Source organism: Thalassospira sp. MCCC 1A02491 (assembly GCF_001613785.1).
GTDB lineage: Bacteria > Pseudomonadota > Alphaproteobacteria > Rhodospirillales > Thalassospiraceae > Thalassospira > Thalassospira povalilytica.
Map to the genome: position 1 here is coordinate 38,258 of NZ_LPVX01000008.1, position 23,269 is coordinate 61,526.

General features: G+C 53.8%; 22 protein-coding genes. 8 read left to right on the top strand and 14 right to left on the bottom strand.

Features of this window, described 5'->3' with window-relative positions:
• Nucleotides 1-117 precede the first annotated feature (117 nt).
• Nucleotides 118-2,355: an anthranilate synthase component I gene (locus AUQ42_RS04110; protein ID WP_068517798.1), complete on the top strand. Its 2,238-nt coding sequence runs from the start codon at nt 118-120 to the stop codon at nt 2,353-2,355.
• A 129-nt stretch (nt 2,356-2,484) separates the two neighbouring features.
• On the opposite strand, the gene AUQ42_RS04115 is transcribed toward AUQ42_RS04110, so the two are convergent.
• A complete protein-coding gene (locus AUQ42_RS04115) occupies nt 2,485-3,102 on the bottom strand; it encodes an RNA methyltransferase (RefSeq protein ID WP_068517799.1) in 618 nt (205 codons plus the stop codon).
• Nucleotides 3,103-3,361: 259 nt separating this feature from the next.
• Here AUQ42_RS04115 and AUQ42_RS04120 point away from each other — a divergent pair, with 259 nt between their 5' ends.
• The 5 genes from AUQ42_RS04120 to AUQ42_RS04140 all read left to right on the top strand — a co-directional run bounded on the left by AUQ42_RS04120 (nt 3,362) and on the right by AUQ42_RS04140 (nt 7,693).
• Nucleotides 3,362-3,559, top strand: coding sequence for a CsbD family protein (locus AUQ42_RS04120; protein WP_068517801.1), 198 nt, complete (start codon nt 3,362-3,364; stop codon nt 3,557-3,559).
• The gene (locus AUQ42_RS15980) at nt 3,513-3,872 is read left to right on the top strand and encodes a DUF1289 domain-containing protein (protein ID WP_231856679.1); all 360 of its coding nucleotides are present in this window, start codon (nt 3,513-3,515) and stop codon (nt 3,870-3,872) included. Before AUQ42_RS04120 ends, AUQ42_RS15980 begins: the two co-directional genes overlap by 47 nt.
• 122 nt (nt 3,873-3,994) lie before the next feature.
• Complete coding sequence (locus tag AUQ42_RS04130; protein WP_068517804.1) at nt 3,995-4,768, top strand: HugZ family protein; 774 nt, start codon at nt 3,995-3,997, stop codon at nt 4,766-4,768.
• Nucleotides 4,769-4,988: 220 nt separating this feature from the next.
• The gene (locus AUQ42_RS04135) at nt 4,989-6,614 is read left to right on the top strand and encodes a phosphoenolpyruvate carboxykinase (protein WP_068517805.1); all 1,626 of its coding nucleotides are present in this window, start codon (nt 4,989-4,991) and stop codon (nt 6,612-6,614) included.
• 206 nt (nt 6,615-6,820) lie between these two features.
• A complete protein-coding gene (locus AUQ42_RS04140; RefSeq protein WP_068517806.1) occupies nt 6,821-7,693 on the top strand; it encodes an ABC transporter substrate-binding protein in 873 nt (290 codons plus the stop codon).
• 47 nt (nt 7,694-7,740) lie between these two features.
• Here AUQ42_RS04140 and AUQ42_RS04145 read toward each other — a convergent pair whose 3' ends face one another.
• From AUQ42_RS04145 to AUQ42_RS04205, 13 genes are all read right to left on the bottom strand, one after another.
• Entirely contained in the window at nt 7,741-8,652 is a 912-nt protein-coding gene (locus AUQ42_RS04145) for a flagellin (protein ID WP_068517808.1), read from the bottom strand.
• 11 nt (nt 8,653-8,663) lie between these two features.
• Nucleotides 8,664-10,385, bottom strand: a complete 1,722-nt coding sequence (flgK, locus tag AUQ42_RS04150) for a flagellar hook-associated protein FlgK (protein WP_068517809.1) — start codon at nt 10,383-10,385, stop codon at nt 8,664-8,666.
• Nucleotides 10,386-10,437: 52 nt separating this feature from the next.
• Entirely contained in the window at nt 10,438-10,878 is a 441-nt protein-coding gene (locus tag AUQ42_RS04155; RefSeq protein ID WP_068517811.1) for a hypothetical protein, read from the bottom strand.
• Nucleotides 10,879-10,890: 12 nt separating this feature from the next.
• A complete protein-coding gene (gene flgE / locus AUQ42_RS04160; protein ID WP_068517812.1) occupies nt 10,891-12,186 on the bottom strand; it encodes a flagellar hook protein FlgE in 1,296 nt (431 codons plus the stop codon).
• Between the two features lie 17 nt (nt 12,187-12,203).
• A complete protein-coding gene (locus AUQ42_RS04165) occupies nt 12,204-12,899 on the bottom strand; it encodes a flagellar hook assembly protein FlgD (RefSeq protein WP_170310200.1) in 696 nt (231 codons plus the stop codon).
• 137 nt (nt 12,900-13,036) lie between these two features.
• The gene (locus tag AUQ42_RS04170) at nt 13,037-13,540 is read right to left on the bottom strand and encodes a hypothetical protein (RefSeq protein WP_068517815.1); all 504 of its coding nucleotides are present in this window, start codon (nt 13,538-13,540) and stop codon (nt 13,037-13,039) included.
• Complete coding sequence (locus AUQ42_RS04175) at nt 13,537-14,238, bottom strand: hypothetical protein (RefSeq protein WP_068517817.1); 702 nt, start codon at nt 14,236-14,238, stop codon at nt 13,537-13,539. Before AUQ42_RS04175 ends, AUQ42_RS04170 begins: the two co-directional genes overlap by 4 nt.
• 63 nt (nt 14,239-14,301) lie before the next feature.
• A complete protein-coding gene (locus tag AUQ42_RS04180; RefSeq protein WP_156480826.1) occupies nt 14,302-14,913 on the bottom strand; it encodes a sigma-70 family RNA polymerase sigma factor in 612 nt (203 codons plus the stop codon).
• Between the two features lie 7 nt (nt 14,914-14,920).
• Nucleotides 14,921-15,385 carry a flagellar protein FliS gene (locus tag AUQ42_RS04185; RefSeq protein WP_170310198.1) on the bottom strand — a complete coding sequence of 155 codons (465 nt, stop codon included), beginning with the start codon at nt 15,383-15,385 and terminating at the stop codon, nt 14,921-14,923.
• Nucleotides 15,378-17,066: a flagellar filament capping protein FliD gene (gene fliD / locus AUQ42_RS04190; RefSeq protein WP_068517822.1), complete on the bottom strand. Its 1,689-nt coding sequence runs from the start codon at nt 17,064-17,066 to the stop codon at nt 15,378-15,380. The genes AUQ42_RS04185 and fliD overlap by 8 nt, the downstream gene beginning before the upstream one ends.
• Before the next feature lie 78 nt (nt 17,067-17,144).
• Nucleotides 17,145-17,963 carry a flagellin gene (locus AUQ42_RS04195; protein WP_082817725.1) on the bottom strand — a complete coding sequence of 273 codons (819 nt, stop codon included), beginning with the start codon at nt 17,961-17,963 and terminating at the stop codon, nt 17,145-17,147.
• 269 nt (nt 17,964-18,232) lie between these two features.
• Nucleotides 18,233-19,099 (bottom strand): flagellin, encoded by an 867-nt coding sequence (locus AUQ42_RS04200; protein WP_068517826.1) that lies wholly within the window; start codon nt 19,097-19,099, stop codon nt 18,233-18,235.
• A 293-nt stretch (nt 19,100-19,392) separates the two neighbouring features.
• The gene (locus AUQ42_RS04205; protein WP_068517828.1) at nt 19,393-21,078 is read right to left on the bottom strand and encodes an EAL domain-containing protein; all 1,686 of its coding nucleotides are present in this window, start codon (nt 21,076-21,078) and stop codon (nt 19,393-19,395) included.
• Between the two features lie 354 nt (nt 21,079-21,432).
• Between AUQ42_RS04205 and AUQ42_RS04210 the strand changes: the two genes are divergently transcribed.
• Both AUQ42_RS04210 and dapD read left to right on the top strand, forming a co-directional pair.
• Nucleotides 21,433-22,128, top strand: coding sequence for a pyrimidine 5'-nucleotidase (locus AUQ42_RS04210; RefSeq protein WP_068517829.1), 696 nt, complete (start codon nt 21,433-21,435; stop codon nt 22,126-22,128).
• Between the two features lie 272 nt (nt 22,129-22,400).
• Complete coding sequence (gene dapD, locus AUQ42_RS04215; protein ID WP_068517831.1) at nt 22,401-23,246, top strand: 2,3,4,5-tetrahydropyridine-2,6-dicarboxylate N-succinyltransferase; 846 nt, start codon at nt 22,401-22,403, stop codon at nt 23,244-23,246.
• Nucleotides 23,247-23,269 lie beyond the last annotated feature (23 nt).

Genomic DNA, 23,269 nt, shown 5'->3' on the forward strand with positions numbered 1-23,269 from the left:
TGCCCTGAACATACCGGCCGCCTCATTCTTGCAGGCGGCTTTGTGTTTTCAGACTTCCCTTTTTCCTGATCATCACATGGCTCCTGCGGCACAAGGCCCCAAAAGGAGTATCTGAACGTGACGCCCCCAATTCAGGAAACCGGCATTTCCGACGATCAGGCCGAATACCGATATACCACCGATGGCGGTGTTTCGGTCATTCGTCGCATGACCACCATTGGTTATGAAAACGCCACCGAAGGCCTGATTGATGCCCTTGATCAGACCAAGGGCGTGCTTCTGTCTTCAAGCTATGAATTCCCGGGTCGCTATTCACGGTGGGATATGGGGTTTGATGCGCCGCCACTTGAAATTGTCGGGCGGGAACGCGGCTTCGCGGTGCGGGCGTTGAATGACCGCGGTCGGGTCCTGCTGGATGTGATTTCCGACATTCTGGGAAGCCATCCGCATGTCGACAGCATCACCGATGGCGAAGACGGCCTTTATGGCGTGGTCAAGAAACCCGCTTCCTGGTTTGCCGAGGAAGAACGCAGTCAGCAACCAAGTCTGTTTTCGGTCGTCCGCGCGCTGCGCGATCTGTTTGGTCACAAGGGCGATGAACGGCTGGGGCTTTATGGCGCGTTCGGCTATGACATCGCGCTTCATTTCGAACAGATCAACCTGACACAGGACCGCCCGTCCGATCACAAGGACATCCACCTGTTCCTGCCCGACCGTTTAATCACCGTCGATCATGCCTCGAAAATCGCCACCCGGATCGAATACGAATTCATCACCCCTGACGGGCACAGCACGGCCGGCCTGACCCGCAATTCCCAGCCCCATCCGCCATCGCGCGGCAACAATGCCATTGTCGAAAATGACATGAAAACCGGCGAATATGCCGCCATCGTCGATGAAACCAAGCCCCGCTTTGCCCGTGGCGAACTGTTCGAAGTTGTCCCCAGCCGCGTTTTCAGAACCCCTTGTGCCACCGCACCTTCGGAAATTTTCCGCCGTCTCAAACGGCGCAACCCGGCCCCTTATGGCTTCCTGATCAATCTTGGTGACGGGGAACATCTTATTGGCGCATCGCCCGAAATGTATGTCCGGGTCAAAGGGCAGCGCATTGAAACTTGTCCGATTTCCGGCACGATTGCGCGCGGTCGTGACGCGATCGAGGATGCCGAAAACATTCGCACATTGCTTAATTCGACCAAGGATGAGTCGGAACTGACGATGTGCACCGATGTTGATCGCAATGATAAGGCCCGCGTTTGCAAACCCGGAAGCATCCGCATTCTTGGTCGTCGCCAGATCGAAATGTATTCACGCCTGATCCACACGGTCGATCATGTCGAAGGCCGCCTGCGTGACGGGTTTGATGCGCTTGATGCCTTTCTGACCCATTGCTGGGCCGTTACCGTGACCGGTGCGCCAAAACGTGCGGCCATGCAACATATCGAGGCCGTCGAACGCAGTGCGCGCGCATGGTATGGCGGGGCGATTGGTGCGGTTCTGTGTAACGGTGATCTCAATACCGGATTGACCTTGCGCACTGTACGCCTGAAACAGGGTGTCGCCGAAGTCCGCGCCGGTGCCACCTTGCTCTATGATAGTGAATCTGACGCCGAAGAAGCCGAAACCGTCCTTAAGGCATCGGCAATGATTGATGCCGTTACCCGCGATGCCAAGGATGAAGTCACCATCGACCCGGCTAGCTCGGGCATTGGCAAACGCGTTCTTTTGATCGATCACGAAGACAGCTTCGTGCAAAACCTTGCCAGCTATATCCGCGCAACCGGTGCCGAAACACTGACACTTCGTCCCGGCTTCCCGGACGAGGCATTTGATGATTTCAAACCCGATCTTGTGTTCCTTTCACCGGGTCCCGGCCGTCCCGATGATTACCATCTGCGCGACAGCATCGAACGCGCCCTTGCTGCCGGCTTGCCAGTCTTTGGTGTATGTCTTGGATTGCAGGGGATTGTCGAATTTTTCGGCGGGTCACTTGGTCAACTTGTCACACCGATGCATGGCAAACCGTCAAAGGTGAAACTCGATACCACCGATCCGCTGTTTGACGGATTGCCCGAAGACATTGTTGTCGGCCGGTATCATTCCCTGTTTGCCAAGGCGGCTGAACTACCTGCGGACCTGAAGGTGACGGCGCGAAGTGACGATGGCGTGATCATGGGCATTCGTCACAGCAGCCTTCCGATCAGTGCCGTACAATTCCATCCGGAAAGCCTTCTGACCCTTCAGGGCGATGTAGGAATGCGGATGATTGCCAACCTGTTGCGCAATCCGCATGGCACCCGCCCCGGCGAAGAAGAAACGTCGGACACCATGACTTCGGATATCAAGGCAGCTTGATACCTGCACCCGATCTGCGCTGTGTCAAATCCCCCCTTAAGACACAATCGCGCAGATCACAAAGCGCAACGGCCGTGCTCCTCCCTCGCGGCCGTTGCTTTTTTATCTGTATGTCTGACCGTCTTTGGATCAGGCGTCATCATCATCAAGTGTGCCGTCAATCACCGAATAATCTGGTGGCGGTGCCTGACGGAATTTTTCCGGGTCCCCTTTGCGCTTGTCACGGGTCCGCGAAATCCAGCCACCATAATGGGCTTCGGGTTTCGGTTCGGTCGGCGCACCGGCACGCACCGGACGCGGCGCAAACCGGCCCAGATTGATCAGGCGGTCATACATCACGATATTTGCCGCAATCGCGACATTCACACAGAAGCTCATCGGGATCTTGATGATGAAATCGCATTTTTCCTGCATTTCATCGGACAGGTTGCCGCGTTCCGGACCCAGGATATAGGCCGCCTGTGACGGATGCTTGAAGCTTGGCAGCTCGATCGCATCGGGGGTCAGTTCAATGCCGACCATCCGGCACCCTTGCGGCAGGAACAGGTTGTCATGATCCGGGAAATGGTAATAGGGCATCTGTTCGCCCGACTTTGATGTATCGGTGATGTTTGAACGTTCCTCGCGGAAGTCCGCATCAACCGTAAACGCAAAGCTTGCGCCAAAGGCATGGGCGGAACGAAACAGGGTGCCCACATTCAAAGGCTTGCTTGCCCCTTCAATTCCAATCCCGAAATAGCCGCGCATATCTTCCTCCGTGCCGCACGTCACGCCGCATTCGGGCCGGTGCGAAATCAACTCCATGACAAGACAAGGGGTCCATACCCCACCGGGGCTATACCCCCATGCGCCCGATAAGGCAAGCAAACCGCCCGATAAACCCGTCAGACGACCGCGCTGTTTTCATCCGTCTTGTGGTTTTATGGAACAACACGCCCACAATTTCGTTCTTAAAGTCATACGGCAATTGCCACTATTACGAGCAACCCCGAAGCAGGAGAACCCGATGAATTGGGAACAAATTGCTGGTCGCTGGAAACAGGTACGCGGTCACGTCAAACGCGAATGGGGCCGCCTGACCGAAGATGATGTCGACCGCGTTGATGGACAGCGTGAAAAACTGGTGGGCCTTATTCAGGAGGCCTATGGCATTGAACGTGAAGAAGCCGATCGTCAGATCCGCAACTGGTTCTCGCGCCTTTAAACCGGTCTTAAGCCACACAGATTTATTCGCCCGCATGGATCGCTTCAGGCTTGATCCTTGCGGGCGAAACTGTTTTCTATGGGATCAATCATTAACGATCCCACCCAGGAATTTCATGCCCGTCAAATCCCCCTGTATCGGTGTTTGCGTCCTTGATGCCAAGGCTGGTTATTGCACCGGTTGCTATCGCACCGGTGACGAGATCGGCGCATGGATGGGGCTGAGCGACGGCGAAAAAAAACGTGTCCTTGCCAAATCAAAGACACGGAAAAAGTCACATCAAAACATCCGCCAAAAACAGGCAGGCTCATGATTAAAACCACAGCCTGCTTTTAATGTGTCCTTGGACGTTCGGGCGCCCCTGCCATGTACGCGAAGACGGAAATCTGCGATAATTTCACATCCGTTTCATGCGCCGTGACAAGGTAGATTTCCATGTCCCAAACCACACCACCGCCACCACCATCAGCCAGTGCATTGCGCCAGCTTTGCCGCATTGCTGATCAGGCGACATTGGCGACAATTGCCCACGATCATAAACAGGTCACTGACGGCTGGCCCGTGACCTCGATGGTTGTCCCGGTCATTGATATTGACGGAACGCCATTGCTGCTGATTTCCGATCTTGCCGATCACACGCGTCATATCCGCGCAGATAACCGGGTCTCACTGTTGTTTTCGCCCGCCCCACTTGCGCAATCGCAGCACCAGCAGACCGGCGCGATCCAGACAGACAGCGCGCGGCTGACACTTTTTGGCAAAGCTGTTGCTGATCCCGATCCCCATACCCGTGCACGCTATTTGCGCGAACAGCCCGATGCCGGGCAGTATGCCGACTTTGCCGATTTCGCCTTTTACCGGGTCGCGGTCGACGCAATTTATTGGGTCGGGGGATTTGGCAAACAGCGCCGCCTCAAAGGCGATCAATTCATCGTTCCCGATTGTCACCCGCTCGTCACCGGTCATGACGGCATTGTCAGCCACATGAATGCTGACCATCTTGATGCCATTGCCGACATTGTTGCCCACTTCACGTCCCACGATCCCTCAATCGGCTGGCAAATGCATTCGATTGATTGTGACGGCATGGTTCTGGCCTGTCACAAACCCGAACAGCCACCGATCAGAATCGACTTCGCACGCACCATCCATTCACCGGGCGAAGCGCGCGATATTTTGGTCGAAATGTGCAAAAAATCGCGCGCATAAGTCGGACCATTTGTATTCCGAAAATTTATTGCTTCGACCCTGAACATGGAATTTTCGCAAACGCAAAAGTCGCTACGTTTTCCTAGGTATTAGGCAAAAGGACCGGTTGCTTTTAAGACACCTTTGTAACAATATGTCTCAACACAACGATTTCCCACAAATTGTTGTGTAAATTAGGATATTAACCCCCAGCTCTTTTAATTCCCACCAGGAGAGATTCGTGCTGCAATCAGGACCCGTTGTCAGCCGTGTAGGCCTTGAAACTCATGGCCTCAAAAACCTTGGCGCCGTTCACTGGAACCTCGACGCTGCCGGCCTTTACGAACATGCGATCCGTCGCAATGAAGGCAAGATCGCCAAGGGTGGTGCATTTGTCGCACTGACCGGCGAACATACCGGCCGTTCCCCACAGGACCGTTTCGTTGTCGAAGAAGAAAGCACCAAGGCAGATATCGATTGGGGCGATGTAAACCGCCCGGTCAGCCCGGAAGTATTTGAGCGCCTCTATCAGAAAGTGCGCGCATATTTCCAGGGCACCGAACTGTTCGTCCAGGATTGCTATGCCGGTTCTGATCCGCGTTTCCGTCTTCCGGTTCGTGTGATCAACGAAAATGCATGGCACAACCTTTTTGCGCGCAACATGTTCATCCAGCCGCAGAAAGAAGAACTTCGCGATTTCGCACCGGAATTCACCATCCTTCATGCTCCGGGCCTTCAGGCTGATCCGGAAGTCGATGGCACCCGTTCCGAAGTTTTCGTGATGGTCAGCTTCGAACGCAAAATGGTCATCATCGGCGGCACCTGGTATGCCGGCGAAATGAAGAAATCGATCTTCTCAGTTCTCAACCACATCCTTCCGGCCAAAGGCGTCATGCCGATGCATTGCTCGGCCAACATGGGCAAAGACGGCGACACCGCCATCTTCTTTGGCCTGTCGGGCACCGGCAAAACCACGCTTTCGGCGGATGCGTCGCGCACCCTGATCGGTGACGACGAACATGGCTGGGGCGAAGACGGCGTTTTCAACTTCGAAGGCGGTTGCTATGCAAAGGTGATCAAGCTTTCGCGTGAAGCGGAACCGGAAATCTTTGCCACCACCGAGCGTTTCGGTACCGTTCTTGAAAACGTTGTGATGAACAAGCAATCGCGCGAGCTTGACCTCGACGATGCTCGTCACACCGAAAATACCCGCTCTTCCTACCCGATCGAATTCATTCCGAATGCCTCGGAAACCGGTCGTGGTGGTCATCCGAAAAACATCATCATGCTGACCTGTGATGCCTTTGGCGTTCTGCCGCCGATCGCAAAGCTGACCTCGGCACAGGCGATGTATCACTTCCTGTCAGGTTACACCGCCAAGGTTGCCGGCACCGAAAAAGGTGTCAAGGAACCGACCGCGGCGTTTTCCGCATGCTTTGGCGCACCGTTCATGCCGCGTCATCCGTCCGTTTATGCCAAGCTGCTTGGTGAACTGATGGAAAAACACGAAGCCAATTGCTGGCTCGTCAATACCGGCTGGTCCGGTGGCGGCTATGGCGTTGGTTCGCGCATGAAGATCGGTTACACCCGTGGCCTTCTGAATGCGGCCCTGAATGGCGAATTGGAAAATGCCGAATTTGCGACCGATCCGTATTTCGGTCTGGCATATCCGACCGCATGTGGCGATATCCCGGCAGAAGTTCTGAACCCGCGTGAAAGCTGGAGCGACAAGGCAGCCTACGACAAGGCCGCTGCCAACCTGACCGGTCTGTTCGAAAAGAACTTTGCGAAGTTTGAAGAACATGTCACCGACGATGTCCGCGAAGCCGCAATCCGCAGCAGCGCAGAAGTCAAAGCAGCCGAATAATCCGCTGTCGACATATTGCAAAAAGGCCGGTCTTTGCACCGGCCTTTTTCATTTCCGTGCCGATCTGCCATGTTGATTTCCAGATTGATTTGACCTGCCTGATCTAACGCAATTCCTGCCGACAAGAGAAATAATACATTGCGCCCAAAGCGTGATATCATCTTGAACTTGTTTAAGAATGGCAGATCTTTGAAACCGGAATCTACATGCGCATAGCAGCATATTTTCCCAAGAATTTACGTCACCGGATCACTGATTGTGCCACCGGCAAGGGCCGGCTTAAAAATTGGATCAATGCGGTCATCGCACTTTTTGCCGTGACCCTGATGTCGATCAGCACCATTGCATCTGCGCAAAACACGCTAATCCCCCCGGCAGGCAACCACGAAACCATCACCCTTGCCTGCAATCCGTTTCCCCCGGCCAAAATCGCCGACAAGGCAACCGAACCCGGCTATGACGTTGAAATTCTTCGGGCCGCGTTTGCCACACGCAACATCACGTTGCTGACGCCATTTTACCCCTGGAAACGCGCCTATTTCCTTGCCAGAACGGGGCAGGTCGACGGACTGTGTTCCTGCAGCTACCTGCCGGAACGCGAAGCGGACTTTCTGTTTTCCGATATCCTTGGCCATGTACGCGTTGCCATCTATTCCACCCGTGACGAGGTTCTTGGGTCTGTTGAAACCCTTGCCGATGCGCGCGACATGACCGTCGGGGTGGTAAACGGCTATAACCTGGAAACGGCGGCACGCAAGGCCGGCCTTGATATCATCATGGCCAACAGCGAAACCACACTGGTCAATCTTTTGCTGTCCAAGCGACTGGACGCCGCCCTGTCATTTCGGGCCCCAATGGATTATGTGCTCAATGTCGGTAAAAGTGGTGCGACGGATATCGACAAAATCAAAAGCAAAATCCTGTCAAACGATCCGTATTATTCCTGCATCTCGCGTACAACCGAACATGCCAGCCTGCTGTTGGCCCAACTTAACGTCGGACTTTCCACCATTCGCAAAAATGGCCTGTATGACAAAATCCTCGCGAAATACGGGATATTGTCCGAAGCATCGCAGTAAAATCGACATTTGATCCGGAATTCAGCGCAAAAGCCGGAAACCCTCAATTAACGCAAATATTCGAACAACGACATGTCGGTGATCTGTGCTGTGATCGAATAGGATGCTTCAAGCTGGATCGAAAGCGTTTCAAGCGTCACAACAGCTTCGGCCAGATCAACATCGGCCAGATTGGAAACCGTTCCCTCGGCCGCCAGTTGAAAATCGGTATGCATATCGACCACCGCTTCAAGCTGATCCTGGGTGTAGGACACCTGATTTTGCAATTCTGACAAACCGGCTGCTGCTGATTCAATCAGTTCCATCGCCTCGGTCAGGGCGGCTTCATCCACCGGATCGGTGCTGGCATTTGCCGCAAGGTTCAAGGCCCGCAATGCCTGTTCGAACGCATCTTCCTGTGCGGTAATCCCGTATTCGATTGTCGTGCCGTCCGCGACCTTGGCCGATGCAATATCACTGTTACCGGAATAATAGCTCAGATCTGTGGTCGACGGGCTGGTGATCACCGCATAATCGGCGGTATCAACCGAAACTGGCGCCGTATCGGATGCCGACCCGGCATAGATGTAACGACCTTCATATTGGGTGTTCAAAAGCGACGCAAATGTCTCAAGTGCGGCACCAGCAGACTCATTGATGCCGTATGCTTTGTCTGTCCCGGTACTTAATGCACCCGACAAATCCGACGTCATTTCAGTCAAAAGATCGACCATGTCATTTAACGTCGAATAATAGACTTCAACACGTGTCTGGATTTCCTCGGCAATGTCGGCATAGGCTGCGGCCTCGGAAATTTCCGCACTCAGGGTCGCAATAACATAGGCATTATCCGCAACCCCGGCATAGGAATCCGATTTGACCCCCGAACTGGATTGTTCGGTGGCCTCTGCCAGTTGCGACTGTACCGATCGGATCTGGCTTAGCATATTCTGTTGCATTGCGGCTGTGGAAACGCGCATTTTCTGATCCCTTAACTGACCGCCTCAAGCAATGTGTCCATAAGCGACTGGGTAATTTCCAAAATCGCCGCAGCGGCCTCATATGCACTTTGAAGATTGCTAAGTGTCAGTGCCTCTTCATCGGTGTTGACGCCGTACTGGTTGGAAAAACTTTCCACCAGCTCCTCATAGGCACTGCTCGCAACACTGGCCTCGGTCTCGGCACTTGATGCCTGTTGGGCAACATCTGACAGGATTTCAGCCGCATAATCTGACAATGTTGTTTTGGTCGAGCCAAGATTACCTGCGGCGTCAAAACTGATATTCTCGTCAAAAAGGTCGGCCAGTGCTTCGGCAACATCGGAACTGCCCGATGAAATGACACTGTCACCGACTGCCAGTGTCGCATCGTCCGATCCCGACCCCACCGGCAGCCTGCTGGTATCGTCAAGCCAGGCCGAGTTGACCGAAATATTGCCTGCATCGGTTCCGGTGAACATGTCGTTCAGTCCGAAATAATCCGAAAATCCCTGATCATCGGCACCGACACTGGCATCCATATTGATAATCGAAACACCGTAGTCATTATCCGATGCCGCGATCTCAAGCGTCCCGTCACTGCCGACCGACGCATCCAGATAGGTCGAACTGTTGATCGCATCGACCAGATCCTGAACCGTTGTGATTGTGCTCAGATCAATCTCGATGACTTCAACAGCATTGCCGTCCTCGTCGGTTGCCGCCAGGCGTACCGTACCGGTTCCCGAAAACACATCGGTCAGATCAACCTCTTCTGATCCGACCAGTTCGCTTGGCGCGGGATATGCTGTGCCAAGATTGGTAACCGCGTTGATGCTGTCCATCAATGTGGTCGCAAGATTATCAAGCTCTTCCTGGATGTCAGGAAGCGTTTCATCACGCAACTCGATCAGACCGCCCAGACTGCCGCCTGAAATGCTGTCGGTGATCGAATTGCCATTTACCGTGATGTCGGCAAATGTCGTGTCCGAGGTCACGGTTCCGACTGCGTTATAGGACAGCTCTTGAACCTGACTGCCAACCACGAGCGTCCCACCGATATAGATCTGGGTCGTGTTTGATGAGTCGGTGTAGTAGCTGATATCGACCAGTTCCGATAGCTCGTTGATGGCCTGCGCGCGAGCATCTTCGAGTTCGCTGGTGGTCAGCGTGGTGCCGTCGGTTCCGCTGAGCTGATTGTTATAGGCATGAATTTCATTCAACAGATCATTGATCTGATCGACAGTGTCTTCAATCGACTGGTCGGCACTCGCACGCTGATCCTGCACGGACTGTGAAAGGTTGTTCAGTTCGTCTGCGATTGCGTTGGCTTCGCTGAGCGTGGTTGATTTCTCGGACTGGCTGTCGGCACTGACGGCCAATGCCGCAATTGCGGTTTCAAGATCAGCAATCAGGGTCGAAATCGACCCGTCATCGCCGACATCCCCGAACTGGCTCGCCACCATATTAAGCGGATCTGAAAAAACCGATGCATAGCCGCTTTCAGATGCCGCTTCGCTGATCGACTTCAAAAGGTAACTGTCCACGGTCGATCCGACGGACGTCACTGTGACACCCGTCGATGCGCCGGTCGTCACACTGCTGGAAAGGCTGAGTGACTTGGCTGTGTATCCTTCGACCGACGCATTGGCGATATTTTCCGAAGACACACTGATCCCGGCCTGACTGGTTTGCAGGGCACTAAGCGCGGCTGATTGTGTGGCACGGATCGACATGGCTGTGACCTATCGGATCTGATCGGTTGATAAAAAGATCGAAAATGGTGACTTACATTTTCATGCTGAAGATTTTCTGGGTTGCCTTGCCCTGCAGGTCCCCCTGCTGGTCATAGGATGTTGCCCCGTCCCCGGCCGTCGCCGCCCAGCCCGCACGAATGCGTTTCAGACACGCTTCGCGCTTTGCCTTAAGGCGGATGTTATTGCGATTGAGCTTCTCGCGAAGCGCGTTGACCATTTCAAAATCAACGATCACCCCGGCATGCGGCTGGCCTGCCTTGGCGTTGCGCTGGTTGGCAAGCTCGCTGTGCAATTCTTCTTCAAGAAGGGTCTTTTCGGCCGTGATATCAGGCAAAAGATTATATTGCGCCTGATCAAGGATCCGCCATTCCACATCCAGAAGATCGCCAAGGCGGGTCATAATACTGGTGATCTTGTCATCATCCTTTGCCATCGACAGATCGCCAGCCGGGTTTGCGTTAAGTACGGTCATCTCGGCCTCGCCTTAGTTCACGGAAGAAATCAGGGTGTCATACATGTCGCTGGTGGTCGAAATGACCTGGGCGGCGGCCGAATAGGCCTGCTGTGCGACAATCATCTTGGAAAACTGGGATGTCGTATCAACCGTCGAACTTTCCAGCGAATAGTCCGCAATCGTTCCGGTACCGCCATCACCCGGCGTCTTGAGAACATAAGTCCCCGACGTATTGCTTTCCTTGTAAACGGTGTCGCTATAAGCCGTCAGACCGTCTGCATTGGCAAAGTCGGCCAGCACAATCTGATAAACCGGTTCGCTGACACCATTGTCATAGGTAACCGACACCACCCCATCGTCAGAGATCGAGATTTCCGAAATCTCGGAATAGTTCGACCCGTTCTGATCTACGGAATAAAGCGTCATGTCGCCGTCTTCATCATCCGACGCATATTGCTGCAAACCGTCATTTTTACCGGCTGTGCCCATGTCGGTAACGATGGTGCTGTCAGATGCACCGGTCGTCCAGCCGGTCACGGTCAGTGTGGCGCTCTCGGTCACATCGTTGCCACCGCCGTCTTCGATCGATTCCAGTTCACCATCGGAATTGAACGTAATGGTCAGCGGCCCGCCAGACGTGGTGCCCGTAACCGTGGTCCCGTCTGACGTCAGTACCGGATCTGAATAATCAAGTTCCCACTCGTTCGCGGCAGTCTTGGTATATTCATAGGTAATGGTGTGGCTGGTACCCAGGCTGTCAAAGACTTCGACATCGATCGAGAAACTGTCACCGACTTCCGCATCCGCAGGCAGGTTGGCGACAATTGATGTTTCTGTGGTGGCCTCTGCGGTGCCGGTCAGATTTTCAAGATTGATGGTGGTCAGGGCAGAAGTACTGGTCGGCACCGTCCCCGATGCGGGCTCGCCATCAGAATTGAGCGCATACCCCATCAGGTAATAGCCCGAGCTATTCACAAGATCGCCGTTTGAGTCCGCGGAAAAATCACCAGCACGGGTGTAATAGGTATCCCCGTTACCATCGGTCACGACAAAGAAGCCGTCACCCGAAATTGCAAGACTGGTTGCAGTGGAATCCGATTCAATCAGGCCCTGCGACGAAACATTGGTCAGGGTCGTGGTCGTTACACCGTTGGAATACCCCTGGGTGGTCGATCCTGGTGTCGTCACCAGCGATGAAAATGACGCGCTGCTGTCTTTGTACCCGACAGTTTCACTGTTTGAGATATTGCCAGAAATGATGCCAAGCGATGTCGATTGTGCATTCAGACCTAAAACGGCGGAATTCAGGGCGCTATTGAGGCTCATGGTTTTGATCCTTTGTTTCAGGAAACTGTTTGCGTGCCCTGTACATCCGAGATCGAAACATCGACCCCGTTTACGTACAGAACGGCTTCGTCACCGGTCAGGTCGAGTGCCGACACCACACCGGTCATAAGGATTTCGGAATCAACGGAATTGCCATTGGAATCGATGGCACTGACCGACAGGGTGTAGGTCCCCGATGTCAGCGTTGCGCCATCATCGGTGGTGCCATCCCAGATGAAGTTGTTGCTGCCTTCAGATCCGGTTTCGGTCGTTTCATAGACGACATTGCCGTCTTCGTCGGTCACGGTGACCGTGACACTTTGGGCGTCATCTTCAAGGACGTAGTACCATTCGGCTTCGCCATCCTCGAGCGGGGCGGTATCGCCAATGGCAACAACATCGGTTCCGAGATAGGCCTGCGCCGCGCTGTCATCGACAACCCCCTGAAGTGCCGTCAGCGATTCAGAAAGATTGGAAAGAAGCGCGTTATTCTGTTCAGCCAGTTCAAGCTGTTCGAATGTTGCAAGCTGATCTGTGATATCCGACACGTCTTCCGGGTCGGTAGGATCCTGATTCTGCAACGTCGTCAGCAGCAAGGTCATATAGGTTTCATACGTCGAGTCATCGCTCGTCGTCGTGCTGGACGTGCTGCTGCCCGACGATGACGTCGAGGAAGTCAGGCTGTCATATGTCAGGCCACTGAGAAAACTCATCACCAACTCCGGGCAAGAACAGTTTAAGGCGTCTATGTTCATTGCACGGGGGGTGGCGCGAAAACTGGCGCAGAAAGTTTCCGTTTTAACGAAATAAAAAAGGGATGCGATCGCATCCCTTGATTTTCACCGGTATTCTATTGCCGTCTTGGTGGCGGCGGCAATTCGCCAGGGCCCATCAAAATCATTTGCCGACGATCTTTGGGTGACAGCTTGATCGCCGCATTGGCCATATGACCAAGGATCGCGCTCAAATCATCGCCAATCGCCTCGCGCAACCCGGCATAGGCTTCCCTGATCTCGGCCTCGGTGGCATCGGGACGATCGAGCGTCTCGCGCAGTTCCACCGTCAAAAGGAACGGGCTTGACCGGCCTTTGATGTCGTTGATCACACCATCAAATTCATCATCGAAAATAACCTTGCCTTCCGGGCTAAGCCGATTGCGCACATTCTTGAGCATACGCACACCGGGCGGCTCATTTTCAAAGGCCGGCGGGGGCGGTGGTGGCATAAAGAAATGAAACATCGAAAACCCGCTAACCAGGTTTCCGGCAAGCGCACCAGCCAAAAACAGATTGATCGCCAGTGACGCCCACATCACTTTGCGCATGGATGACACGCGGCGGAATGCAAAGCTCATTGCGGCTGCACTCCTTGTGCTTGATCGGATTTTGTCATTTCCGGCTTTTGAAGATCATCGGGGTTGGTCATCTGATCAATCACATAAAGATGGTTTTCCAGAAGATCGATCATCTCGACCTCGTCGGCCTGTGCGGTGACCTGTTGACCTTCCTGTACGGTCATCGCGACCCCGAATGCAAATCCGGCCAGCACACAGACAACCATCCCGACACCCGAAAACACACCACGCCCCAATTGATAAAGCGTACCCTTGGCCCGGCCGCCATAATGCGCACCGTCACCTGTGATCGCCTGATTAACCGGCGATGTTGCGGACTTGGCGGGATAGGTTTTGCGCGCCGGGCTTTCTCCGGTGGGCGCGGCACTTGCTGCACTCAGATGGGCGCGCGAACGCGGGCGATCATCAATTGTCGCAAAGGATTGGGCGGGATCGGTTTCCGAATTGTCGCGAGCATCGCCACTTTTGGCTTCTTGGGCCTCAATGGCGGCAAAAATATCGTCAATGGCCTTGTGTTTGCCCAGCGGCAACGGATCATCAGACAGCAAATCTTCGACAGAGCGCAGCGATTTCAGCATTTCTGCCGCTTGCGCATCCTGTGCGATCAGAACGTTTGCTTCACGACGCAACGCGTCTGGCCAGGACGCCAAATCCCAACCGTACTGATCCAGTAATTCTTCGAAACGCTCGATTTTCACAGCACACCGCTTTTTCATAGGACGAACTTACCTGTTCGAACAGAACGTAAAACTAATCGTATATCAGATCGTTTTCAACTCTTCACGTAAACGCTTGCGCGCCCGTTTCAACAGAGATTCCATAGCATTGACCGAGACCCCCATAATCGACGCGGCTTCCTGATTGGATAATTCACGGTCGTAAAACAAGTTAATGGCAATTTGTTGTTGGTCGGACAATTTCTTGATTGCAAGTCGCAGACGCTTGAATTCCTGATGCTGGGCAAGCCGGTCAACCGCCGGCATGGCTTCATCGGGCACCTCGTCAAGTTCGGCACCATCGACAAACTGTGGTTTGCGTTTGATGTCGATAACCCGGTTCACCGCAACCCGGTAAAGCCAGGTCTTGAAAGTCGCCCCGCCATCGGCCCGCCACTTTTCCCGATGCAGCCAGACACGTACAAAGACATCCTGTGCCACATCTTCGGCGTCTCCGCCGGTCAGGCCCATGCGACGCGCGATGCCTACAATCCCGCGGTAATACCGTTCGACCACCACGCGATAGGCCCGCTTGTCGCCCTGAACCATACGGGCAACAAGACTGTTGTCATCAAGTTCGGACAGAACCTCACTGACAGCTGGAATGTCTGACGTATCAGAGCTTGTCGGCACTGCTCCGCGAAGACCTACACTCAAATGTCCCTCACAACACTGTTCCGATCATCGTCTGCCCTGATTGGGCCTGAACAGTCCTACTTGGATCGACTTTCGAGAATTTTTCCCATTCGCGCGCAAGCTCTTGCAGGTTGCGGTCAACGACCTCGTAACGTTCCTCCATGGAAGCGTCCCTGCGATTACGTGCGAGCAATTTAATCATTCTTGCGTAAAAGGCAAAGAGATCTCGTGACAGTTCCGGTGCACTTTTTGGCGCGATACACGCCTGAAGCGCCTTGAGCCGGGTCACCACCACCGCCTTTTCGCGGCCTTCAAGATCAAACTTCTTCTCGCTGCGATATTGCGCGGCCAGACGCAAATGCTGACGGGTCCGCGTGATGGCAATCGCCATCATTGCCACCGGTGACGTCGTGCGCAACGCGTTGTTATACTGGGCACTTGCCCCGGCATAACGATATGCCTGCTGCGCGGCTGTTGCACTGTTATTAGTCATCATCACCCCACAAGGCATCAAGTTGTTCACGCAAAAGCTGCAACTGATAAAGCTCTGCTTCGATTGCGGAATATCGTTCGGTCAGTTTGGCGGCATATTCTTCGGCATCGGCGGTGATGTCTTCGACTTCTTCTTCAAGATCATCCACCTGCTCTTCGAGCCGTTCCAGGCGATTGGCAATCAGGCCATCGGAACTGTTGGTATATTTGTCGAGCGAATTGGTCAGGTCATAGGCAAGGCCGCTGGTGATCGACACCTCGACACTTTGTGAACTGTCCCCGCCAAAGAACAGCGTGACACCCTCATAGGCACCACCTTCGACCCCGACAAGTTTGTTGCCATTGATGGTAAACAGACTGTCATCACCATTCACACTGGCGGACGTGATATTGCCATCAGCGTCGGTAACAATGTCGACCGTAAAGGTCCCGGTGTATGATCCGTCAGCTTCCGACACCAGAAGGTCATCAGAATCCGTTGACCCGGAATAGGAAAACAGATCGGCCACCGCGTCAAAGTCCGACACCAGTGCTTCTTCAAGCACTTCTGAATCAATGACCAGATAGTTGCTGTCATCAAGCGTGATGCCGATTGACGCCAATGACGCATATGTATCGCTGTCACTGGTAAAGGACAGGGCATCATAAACGGTCGAGGAAACCGAACTCAGAAGACTGTCACCAAACAGAACCGCATCCTCGTCCGCACCTTCGCCGGCCTCATAGGCCTGGTTGGTAATGACAAAGCTGCGCAGCTCGTTATAGGCATCGACAAAGGCCTCGATGGCGCTATAGGCAGAACTGGCGTCTTCTTCGATTTCAAGCGTGATTTCCGTGCCTTCTTCCTCGGCATAGAGATAAAGCGTCACACCATCAATCACATCATCAACCGTGTTGCTGCTGCGTGTGACTTCAACGCCATCGATCGAAAAGATCGCCTGATCGGCTTCCACAAGTTCGTTGGCATAGGACCCGTCTGCCGCCAAAAGTCCAAGCGACTGCGCCATGGTTGTATCGGCACCATCGCTGTCAAATGTGATTTCCTGCCCGGTATCAACAGCTGACAGAACCAGCATGAATTCATCATCGGAAATCTGCAGAACGCTTGCACTGACACCGGTTGTCGATTTCTGGTCATTGATGGCATCGGCAATGTCATCAAGCGACATATCGGCAGTAATTTCGATATCGACCGCCTCGTAATCGTCACCGGCGACAAGACTGATTGTCCCGGTAAGCGACATCGCCGTCGTACTGTCGGTTGTCGTATCCCCGCCCAGCTTGTGCGCGGTGGCAAGTTGTGTGATTTCAAGTGTGTAGGTGCCGGTTTCAGCCGTATCGTCAACCAGTACACCGACAACATCGGATGCATCGGTATTGGCATCCGACGATGAAAGATAGGCCGACTTTCCGACCCAGACATCATCACGCGAACTGTCAAGTTCGGTTGCCGCTGTCAGATCCTCGGCAGCATCTTCAAGCGCCTCAAGCAAGGTCTGAAGATCTTCAAAGGCGGCAATCTCAAGTTCGACTTCATCGATTTCGGCCTCGACATTGTCGGCGACCTCCATCTTGGCGTCATAGGCATCCTGAACCAGCTCGGCAGTATCAAGATCGGTCAGGCCTGAAACATAGGATGAAGAGGCATAACTCGACGACGATGCAGAATTGATGGTCGACATGTGCTCCTCCCTTTCTCATCCGTTAAAAAATTCAGGGCCATCCGGGGGCTCTCAAACACCGGATGGCCCTGTCACGAGTTAGCTCAGCAGTCGCGAGAGCTTCTCGAGATTCTCATTGGAAACTGACAAGGCCTGAATGGCAGAATCCATCTTCACGCCCAGTTCGGTCTGATCCGCACTGAGCTGCGCAATATCGGCGTCCATATAGACGCTCATTGCTGATTCAAGGTTGGTTTTCGCGGTTTCGATGTTGCCCGCGGCATAATCGAAACGCGACATCATCGCACCGACGGATGCACGGCCTGCCGAAACGGTTTCAATCGCCGTCTCGATCAGGGTCAAAGCAGCAGCAGCAGTGGTCGAAGTCGTGACGTCAGCCGCGGCAATACCAAGACCGGTTGAGTCATAATCGGTGCCGATCGTGACCGAAATGGCCGTTGCTGACGCGTCTGCGGAAACCGTGAAGTTTTCGTCATACGTCCCGTCAAGCAGCGAGGTATCAAAATAGGTCGTTGATTCAACAATGGAATCAACCTGGCTGATCAGTTCCTGGAATTCATCATCCAGATATGCACGTTCGGTATCGGTCACCGAACCGGACGATGCCTGGGATGCCAGTTCATACATACGTTCAAGGATGTCGGCGATTTCAGAAAGGCCGCCATCTGCAGTTTCAAGAATGGCTGTTGCAACCTCGGCATTGTCACCGGCCTGTTCCCAGGCCGCATAGTCAACCGACATTGCGGTATACACAGCAAGACCTGCTGCATCATCAGATGCCGAGTTGATTGCCTTGCCGCTCGACATTGCTGTCAGAACAGAAGTCATATCGTCGGTGGTCTTGTTCAGGTTCGACACCGCAAGGGTGGCCGACATGTTCGTGTTAATACTCGCCATTGCGCTTCTCCTATTTGGATGTGTTTTGGCCTACCTGCCAACGCGACCCACTTCGGGCCGATATAGGTGTCCACGCAGCGGCGCGAAAAAACTGGCGCGCCAAATGACGATTTTTTTGATTTATTTTTCAAACACCCGCCAAGCCGCCGGAACCCTGGGGAAATCGCGCACAAAAAAGAAAAAGGCAGCCATGAAAAGCTGCCTTCATAGAGTGTCGGGGGCGTTGTTAATCCTGACCCGTCCCAATCAAAATGGAACAGGCCCGTGCCTTAGCTCAGAAGCTTGGAAAGCTTTTCAAGGTTTTCGTTGGAAACAGACAGCGCCTGAATGGCTGAGTCCATTTTCACACCAAGTTCGGTCTGATCCGCACTTAGTTGCGCAATGTCGGCATCCATATAGACACTCATTGCGGATTCAAGGTTGGTCTGGGCGGTTTCGATATTGCCTGCGGCATAGTCGAACCGCGACATCATCGCACCAACCGATGCACGACCGGCCGAAACGGTTTCGATCTGTGCTTCAATCATCGCAAGCGCCGTGGTTGCGTTTGCCGCCGACGATATAGAAGACGTATTGAACGCCGCAGTCGCAGTGGTGGCAGTCGTGCCACTGCCAACAACATAAACAACGTCTTCGGTGGTGGCATAGTTGGTATCAAGCGTCACCGAAATCGGTGTTGCACCCGCATCCGCGGACACGGTGAAGCTTTCATCGTAATTGCCGTCAAGAAGCGACGTATCGAAATAGGTCGTTGATTCAACGATGGAATCAATCTGTTCCATCAATTCACTATATTCGTCATCCAGATAGGCACGTTCGGTATCGGTCACCGAACCGGACGATGCCTGGGATGCAAGTTCGTACATCCGTTCCAGAATATCGGCAATTTCCGACAAACCACCATCAGCGGTTTCAAGAATTGCTGTTGCGACCTCGGCATTGTCACCGGCCTGTTCCCAGGCGGCATAGTCAACCGACATCGCAGTGTAAACCGCAAGACCCGCCGCATCATCGGATGCCGAGTTGATCGCCTTGCCGCTCGACATCGCGGTCAGAACCGATGTCATCTCGTCAGTAGTCTTGTTGAGGTTCGACACCGCAAGGGTGGCCGACATGTTTGTATTGATGCTTGCCATTTCTAACTCTCCTATATGGATGTGTCGTTTGGCTTACCTGCCAAAAGGCCCGCATTCGGGCCGATACAAGTGCACACGCATCACCACATGGAAAACTGGCGCAGATTTTTGGTCTTTTTTCCAACGGCCGCCAAATGATCCGGTCACATCACTGGATGTGCATCGGGTTCGGGCACGCATACCAGCACCCCAAAATGCAGCAGGGCCGCCCGAAAGCAGCCCTGTTCAACATCAACTTTATGATCCCTTGGGCATCCCGTCTTGGTGTGGCTCGACCGGACCGCCTTTGGTGATTACGAACGCCGTTCTGCCCGATCACGCCAGTAAAGACTGATATCGGCCTCGGGTTTGCCAAACAGATAGCCTTGGGCAAAATCAAAACCGGCCTTGGTAATCAGATCGCGCATCTGATCGGTTTCAATCATTTCACCGACCACCTCGACATCAATATCGTGGCACAGCTCGACGAGCGAGCGCATGAAAGCCTGCCCTTTGATGGTCTTCATTGATTGCCGAATTGATTCCCCGTCGACCTTTACATAATCGACATCCATCGCACTCAGATACCGGAAGTTCGACGCCCCGGTCCCGAAATCGTCCAGACAGATTTCAATGCCGAATTCCCGGAACCGGGCAATCCATCTGGCAGCATTGTCGATATCGCGGATTTCCGAAGTTTCCGTGATCTCGATCATCAATTGCTGCAACGTTTCGTGATTTCGCTCGAACAACGCGACTGCTGACCGGCAAAAATCCGGATTACTTAGTGAATGACCGGAAATATTCACGGCCACCCGAACAGTTATTCCGGTTTCAAGTTGCGATTTGATCCATTTCAGGCTTCGGCGCAACATCGCAAGATCAAGCCGATGGATCATGTTGACCTGTTCGGCAAAGGCGATCAGTTCCTGTGTCGGGATCAGTTTTCCATCATCGTCATGGAATCTGACCAAGGCTTCGAAATGATGAATTTCCCCGTTCGGAAGCCGCACGATCGGTTGATACACAACATCAAATTTCAGTCGATCAACCCGCTTGCCGAAATCCTGCATCGCCGAAAAGGTACTGTTGACCAGATTACCTGTCTGCCCCATCAGGCGTGAAAAGGTAAATCCATGCTCCTGATGGTCACAGAAACGGCGGATCGAATATAAAACCCCGCGCGCCAGATCCCCTGGCGGGATGACGTCGGTGGTAAAATCGGTGACGGTCGAACTGACTTCAACGCCAATCCCCTTGGGATCGGCATCGCGCACACATTCCTCGATCCGCTTTTCCAGATCGCCAATCGGTACATCCGGGCGGTGCAACATGCCAAATTGTTCGGGCCCAAGACGCCCGGCCGTATCACCGGCAACTGAATGCGCCCTTAAAAATGCCCCGACACTTGCCATCAATTCGTTGCGTTCGATCTGTTCCATGCGCTTGCACAACGGATCAAAGGCATTCAGCGTCATCAGGGTGAATTTATGTTCCGTTCCGGTTTCGCGCTGGGCGACCAGCCGTTCGGTCACAACCTTGGACAGGCTTTCCTCATCAAGAAGCCCGGTTGAATTATCGCGCTGGATGGATCCGACCACCTCGGGCGGCAGGGCATTGATCGCCACACGCAACGCGACAAAGAAATGATCCCCAAGATCAGGCAGGAAATATCCGCTCATGGAAACAGGGGGGCTCAACAATTCGTTGCGCTGGGCAAACCGGACCTGAATATTGTCCATGCGGCCGCGTCTGCGGGCAACATGCAGCATTTCCGTAACCAGCGGCCTGAACTGTTTGGCCAGCAAACCCGTAAAGAGTTTACCTGCAAGATCCTGTGGACGGCGCCCCAAAATGCCGTCCGACGCGCCGGAGGCAAATACAATCCGAAAATCGCCATCCAGTTCCAGAAGAAGATCGCCCCACACAAAGGCCAAAGCCGCAAAACGGTTGCGTTCCTTCCGTAATTCGGTTGTTCGAGCTTTTATAAGTTTGTCCAATGCGCCCTCTCACGCTGCTCGTCACTCCCGATGTTTTTCACTTCCCCCGAACTCGAAAAACATCTCCTTTGCCATTCCGGCTTTTCGCCATGATCAACCGCCTATGCTTAACAAGGGTTTTACAACCACAACTTTTGCTATTGTGGTAAATACACACATACGCAGTCCGACCTGGCCGGATCACCCGCCCGAGTTGACGGGTATGATTGACCACCTGTCTTGTTATGCATGCGATTGAAATTACGATCAAATGCGCAGAAACCATACCTGGTGACTTGAAATCCGCCGGAAACCCCATACAACAAGGGCAGATTTACTGAACATGCCCCATTCACGCATTAAGGCCGCCTGACAATGACCAATTCAGCATCCCGCACCGCCAGTTTGCCGCGTTTGACTTCTGACTCTGTCCTGATTTTTGATCTCGACAACACGCTTTATCCGGCCGCGTGCGATCTGTTTTCACAGGTCTCCGATCTGATCGGGCAATATGTGCGTGACACCCTTAAGCTCGAACCGGATGCCGCCTATCGCGTGCAAAAGGACTATTTCCATCGCTATGGCACCACGCTCCGCGGCCTGATGACCGAACATGACATTGACCCGGCCGACTATCTTGCCAAGGTCCATGACATTGATCTGTCGGTTGTCGATCCGGCACCCGATCTTGCACAGGCACTTGATGATCTGCCCGGTCGCAAACTGATTTTCACCAATGCGTCACGCGGGCACGCCGAACGGGTGATGGGCCGCTTGGGGATTGCTGACCGGTTCGAAACCATTTTCGATATCGTCGATGCCGACTATATCCCCAAGCCACAGCAGCAACCCTATGACCGTTTGCTGGCACGCGATGGTGTTGACCCGACACGTGCGATCTATTTCGAAGACATGGCCAAAAACCTTTTGCCGGCCAAGGATATGGGCATGACCACGGTCTGGGTAAATACCGACATCGAATGGGCCCAGAACGGCAGCGACGATCCGCGCATTGATCATCATACCACGGATATCGTTGATTTCCTGCGCAACCTTGCCGCCACTTCCTGATCGCGATCGGATCACGCGCGCCTGCTGCCGCCAGCTTATCATCCACGTGTTCATCCACCTGTGCCCGGTTTTGTCGCCGGACGGCCGATTTGTCATGGTTCTAAGATTGAGCTTCGCGGCGTGATCCGCTATGTCTATCGACCAAAGGGATCAGGAACGGAGAATTGCCCGAAAAAGGGCGTTTCTACGCAAACTGGCGGAGTTGACTTCATGGGCTGCATTGACCATTCTCCGCCCGACAGATTTAGGCTGACCGCAAGGACCTTCGTAATATGAACAGAACTGAACTTGAAGGCGTGATCAACGTCGCTTGGGAAAACCGCGACGAGATCAGCTCCGCCACCCAGGGTGAAATCCGCAAAGCTGTTGAGCAGGCACTTCATGCCATGGATCGCGGCGAACTGCGCGTTGCCGAAAAAAACAATGGCAAGTGGGTTGTCAATCAGTGGGCCAAAAAGGCGGTTCTGCTGTCTTTCCGTCTTAATGACATGGCCACGATTGCCGGTGGCCCGGGCGAAAACACCAACTGGTGGGACAAGGTTCCGTCCAAGTTCGAAGGCTGGGGCGAAGCAGAATTCAAAGAAGCCGGTTTCCGTGCCGTTCCGGGCAGCATCGTGCGCCGTTCGGCTTATGTCGCACCGGGCACCGTCCTGATGCCGAGCTTCGTGAACCTAGGTGCCTATGTTGATACCGGCGTGATGGTTGATACCTGGGCGACTGTAGGTTCCTGCGCACAGATCGGTAAAAACGTTCACCTTTCGGGTGGTGCGGGCATCGGTGGCGTTCTTGAACCGCTTCAGGCCGGTCCGGTCATCATCGAAGACAACGCATTCATCGGTGCACGTTCGGAAATCGTCGAAGGCGTGATTGTCGAAGAAGGTGCCGTGATTTCCATGGGTGTCTTCATCGGTGCATCGACCAAGATCATTGACCGCACCACCGGCGAAACCTTTGTCGGTCGCGTTCCGGCATATTCTGTTGTCGTTCCGGGCAGCATTCCGGGCAAGCCGCTTGCCGATGGCACCCCGGGGCCGAGCCTGTATTGCGCGGTCATCATCAAACGTGTTGATGAAAAAACCCGTTCGAAAACCTCGATCAACGAATTGCTGCGCGACTGATTTCTGTCCCGCGCAGGATGGAT

Excerpts from the sequence above, each read along its gene's own strand:
- AUQ42_RS04195 (WP_082817725.1), bottom strand. The coding sequence starts at position 17,963 with ATGGCGAGTATTAACACGAACATGTCGGCCACCCTTGCGGTGTCGAAC.
- AUQ42_RS04210 (WP_068517829.1), top strand. The coding sequence starts at position 21,433 with ATGACCAATTCAGCATCCCGCACCGCCAGTTTGCCGCGTTTGACTTCT.
- AUQ42_RS04120 (WP_068517801.1), top strand. The coding sequence starts at position 3,362 with ATGAATTGGGAACAAATTGCTGGTCGCTGGAAACAGGTACGCGGTCAC.
- flgE (WP_068517812.1), bottom strand. The coding sequence starts at position 12,186 with ATGAGCCTCAATAGCGCCCTGAATTCCGCCGTTTTAGGTCTGAATGCA.
- AUQ42_RS04185 (WP_170310198.1), bottom strand. The coding sequence starts at position 15,385 with ATGACTAATAACAGTGCAACAGCCGCGCAGCAGGCATATCGTTATGCC.
- AUQ42_RS04140 (WP_068517806.1), top strand. The coding sequence starts at position 6,821 with ATGCGCATAGCAGCATATTTTCCCAAGAATTTACGTCACCGGATCACT.
- AUQ42_RS04165 (WP_170310200.1), bottom strand. The coding sequence starts at position 12,899 with ATGAGTTTTCTCAGTGGCCTGACATATGACAGCCTGACTTCCTCGACG.
- AUQ42_RS04170 (WP_068517815.1), bottom strand. The coding sequence starts at position 13,540 with ATGAGCTTTGCATTCCGCCGCGTGTCATCCATGCGCAAAGTGATGTGG.
- flgK (WP_068517809.1), bottom strand. The coding sequence starts at position 10,385 with ATGTCGATCCGTGCCACACAATCAGCCGCGCTTAGTGCCCTGCAAACC.
- AUQ42_RS04145 (WP_068517808.1), bottom strand. The coding sequence starts at position 8,652 with ATGCGCGTTTCCACAGCCGCAATGCAACAGAATATGCTAAGCCAGATC.
- AUQ42_RS04115 (WP_068517799.1), bottom strand. The coding sequence starts at position 3,102 with ATGCGCGGCTATTTCGGGATTGGAATTGAAGGGGCAAGCAAGCCTTTG.
- AUQ42_RS04155 (WP_068517811.1), bottom strand. The coding sequence starts at position 10,878 with ATGACCGTACTTAACGCAAACCCGGCTGGCGATCTGTCGATGGCAAAG.
- AUQ42_RS04200 (WP_068517826.1), bottom strand. The coding sequence starts at position 19,099 with ATGGCAAGCATCAATACAAACATGTCGGCCACCCTTGCGGTGTCGAAC.
- dapD (WP_068517831.1), top strand. The coding sequence starts at position 22,401 with ATGAACAGAACTGAACTTGAAGGCGTGATCAACGTCGCTTGGGAAAAC.
- AUQ42_RS04130 (WP_068517804.1), top strand. The coding sequence starts at position 3,995 with ATGTCCCAAACCACACCACCGCCACCACCATCAGCCAGTGCATTGCGC.
- fliD (WP_068517822.1), bottom strand. The coding sequence starts at position 17,066 with ATGTCGACCATCAATTCTGCATCGTCGTCGAGTTATGCCTCTTCATCC.